Source organism: Rhodoblastus sp., assembly GCF_041915505.1.
GTDB lineage: Bacteria > Pseudomonadota > Alphaproteobacteria > Rhizobiales > Beijerinckiaceae > Rhodoblastus.
Genome location: NZ_JAYSBG010000367.1, coordinates 1 through 3,340 on the forward strand (window position 1 = coordinate 1; position 3,340 = coordinate 3,340).

Here is a 3,340-nt window from a genome sequence, read left to right on the forward strand (position 1 = left end):
ACGTATAAAGATATGTTTATATCCTTCTGGACCGATCATGGCCTCAAGCCCCGCCCGCCTTCACGACGCACTGGCCTGTCTCGCCGCCATAGGCGAGGAATCGCGCCTGCGTCTCTATGCGCTTTTAGCCGATGCGGAGCTGGCGGTCAGCGAATTGGTGACGATTCTCGGCCAATCGCAGCCGCGCGTGTCGCGCCATCTGAAACTGCTGCTGGAGGCCGGGCTGGTCGAGCGCCGCCGCGAGGGCGCCTGGGCCTTTTTCCGCGCCTCGGACAAGGGCGCGCCGGCGGCGCTGGCGCAGGCGATTCTGTCCGGGCTCGCCGCCGACGACCCGGCGTTTTCGGCCGATCGCGCCCGGCTTGGCGAGGTCCGCGCGGCGCGGGCGGCGCAGGCGCAGAAATATTTCGAGGCCCATGCGCCGGTCTGGGACGAAACACGACGGCTGCACGCGCCCGAGGCCGAGGTCGAGGCGGCCATTCTAGACGCCGCCCGCAACGGCGGGCCGCGCTGGCGCCGGCTGCTCGACATCGGCTGCGGCGCGGGACGGACGCTTGAGCTGCTCGCGCCCTACGCGGAAAGCGCGCTGGGAATCGATCTGTCCGCCGCCATGCTCGGCGTGGCGCGCGCCCGCGTCGAACAGGCCGGCCTGCGCCATGTGAATCTGCGTCAGGGCGATATTTACGCCCTCCCGGTCGAGCCGGAGTCCGCGGATCTCGCGGTGCTGCATCAGGTGCTGCATTATCTCGACAATCCCGCCCGCGCCTTGCGCGAGGCCGCCCGCGCCTTGGCGCCGGGCGGGCGGCTGATCGTGGTCGATTTCGCCCCGCATCAGAACGAGATGCTGCGCGAAAAACACGAGCACCGCCGCCTCGGCTTCGCCGCCGCGGAGGTCGCGGATTATCTGCGTCAGGCCGGGCTTGAGCCCGTGCTGCATCACGATCTCGCGCCGGGCGATTCCGCCGGCGAGGACAAGCTCACCGTTTCCCTTTGGCTGGCGCGCGATCCGCGCCCGGCCTCGCCATGAGAGCGCCATGATCCAAGACCTGAGGCTCAGCCGCAACAAGCACCGGCCGATCGACGTGTCGTTCGAATTCTTTCCGCCCAAGACGCCGGAAATGGAGGCGACGCTGTGGGAAGCGATCTCGCGCCTCGCGCCGCTGCAACCGAAATTCGTGTCGGTGACCTATGGCGCCGGCGGCTCCACACGCGAGCGCACCCATTCCACCGTCGCGCGCATCCTGCGCGAAACCGCCATCAAGCCGGCGGCGCATCTGACCTGCGTCGGCGCCACGCGCGAAGAGGTCGACGAGGTCGCGCGCGGCTATTGGGATGAGGGCGTGCGGCATGTCGTGGCCCTGCGCGGCGACCCGCAGGGCGGACTCGGCGGCGCCTATGCGCCGACGCCCGGCGGCTATGCTCATTCCACCGATCTGGTCGCCGGCCTGCGCGCCATCGGCGATTTCGAAATCTCGGTTTCGGCCTATCCCGAAAAACATCCCGAGAGCGCCAGCTTCGCGCAGGATATCGATGTGCTGAAGCGCAAGATCGACGCTGGCGCGACCCGCGCGATCACGCAATTTTTCTTCGACAACGACATTTATTTCCGCTTTCTCGACCGCGTGCGCGCGGCGGGGATCATGATCCCGATCGTGCCCGGCGTGACGGCGGTGCAGAACTTCAAACAGACCGCCAATTTCGCGAAAAGGGCGGGCGCGAGCGTGCCGGATTGGCTGGCCGAGCGTTTCGAGGGACTGGACGACGATCTGCCGACGCGCCGCCTGATCGCGGCGGCGGTGGCGACGGAACAGGTGTTCGACCTGCTCGATCGCGGCGTCGAGCAGTTCCATTTCTATACGATGAACCGCGCCGATCTGGTCTTCGCGGTTTGCCATCTGCTGGGCGTTCGGGCGACGAACTGAAAAAGGGCCGCCCCTCACCCCAACCCTCTCCCCGCAGGTGGGGAGAGGGAGCGACGGCCCTCCGAGCGTGGAGGGCGCAGGAAACGACAACGGGATCGCGACATGACCACGACAAATCGCTTTGGCGGCAAGACGGTTCTCGAAGCCCTGACGGAAGCGGCGCGCGAAAGAATTCTCGTGCTCGACGGCGCCATGGGCACGATGATCCAGCAGCGCAAATTCACCGAGGCCGATTTTCGTGGCGCGCGTTTCGCCGATTGGCCGCGCGATCTGCGCGGCAATAACGACCTGCTGATCCTGACCCAGCCGGACGCGATCCGCGAAATTCATCTCGCTTATTTTCAGGCCGGCGCCGATATTGTCGAGACCAATACCTTTTCCTGCACAACCATCGCGCAAGCCGATTACGGCATGGAATCGCTCGCCCGCGAGCTGAATGTCGAAGGCGCGCGGCTCGCGGTCGAAGCCGCGATCGAGGCGGAAAAGCGCGACGGAAAAAAACGCTTCGTCGCCGGCGCGATGGGGCCGACCAACCGCACCGCCTCGATCTCGCCGGACGTGTCCAATCCGGGCTTCCGCGCCGTGACCTTCGATGATTTGCGCATCGCCTATAAGGAAGCGGCGAGCGGCCTGATCGAGGGCGGCGCCGATATTCTGCTGGTCGAGACCATTTTCGACACGCTCAACGCCAAGGCCGCATTATTTGGCATTGACGAAGCCTTCGAGGAAGCCGGCGTCACCTTGCCGGTGATGATTTCCGGCACGATCACCGATCTTTCCGGCCGCACGCTTTCCGGCCAGACGCCGGCGGCCTTCTGGCATTCTTTGCGCCACGCGAAGCCGTTTTCCATCGGCCTGAATTGCGCGCTCGGCGCGCGCGAAATGCGCGCACATATCGCCGAATTGTCGCGCATCGCCGACACATCCGTCTGCGCTTATCCGAACGCTGGACTGCCCAATGAATTCGGCCTTTACGACGAAAGCCCCGAGGCCATGGCGGCGCTGGTCGGCGAATTCGCCGACAGCGGTCTGGTCAATGTGGTCGGCGGCTGCTGCGGCACCACGCCGGCGCATATTCACGCCATCGCCAAGCGCGTCGCGGGCGTGAAGCCGCGCGAGATTCCGGTCATCGAACCCTTGCTGCGGCTGTCGGGACTGGAGCCGTTCACGCTCACCTCCGACATCAAATTCGTGAATATCGGCGAGCGCGCCAATGTCACCGGCTCCGCCAAATTCCGCAAATTGATCCAGGCCGGCGATTACAACGCCGCGCTCGACATCGCGCGCGATCAGGTCGCCAATGGCGCGCAGATCATCGACGTCAATATGGACGAGGGCCTGCTGGATTCGCAGAAGGTGATGGTCGAATTCCTGAACCTGGTCGCCGCCGAACCGGATATCGCGCGCGTGCCGGTGATGGT

Annotated in this window: 3 protein-coding genes; all 3 read left to right on the top strand. The window is 65.6% G+C overall.

Features of this window, described 5'->3' with window-relative positions; genetic code table 11:
- Positions 1 to 37: 37 nt before the first annotated feature.
- Positions 38 to 1,024: an ArsR/SmtB family transcription factor gene (locus tag ACE3S9_RS17005; protein ID WP_374547666.1), complete on the top strand. Its 987-nt coding sequence runs from the start codon at positions 38 to 40 to the stop codon at positions 1,022 to 1,024.
- Positions 1,025 to 1,031: 7 nt separating this feature from the next.
- Complete coding sequence (gene metF / locus ACE3S9_RS17010; RefSeq protein ID WP_374547667.1) at positions 1,032 to 1,919, top strand: methylenetetrahydrofolate reductase [NAD(P)H]; 888 nt, start codon at positions 1,032 to 1,034, stop codon at positions 1,917 to 1,919.
- Positions 1,920 to 2,021: 102 nt separating this feature from the next.
- Positions 2,022 to 3,340: homocysteine S-methyltransferase family protein (locus tag ACE3S9_RS17015; RefSeq protein ID WP_374547668.1), on the top strand; the 1,319-nt coding region annotated here is incomplete at its 3' end.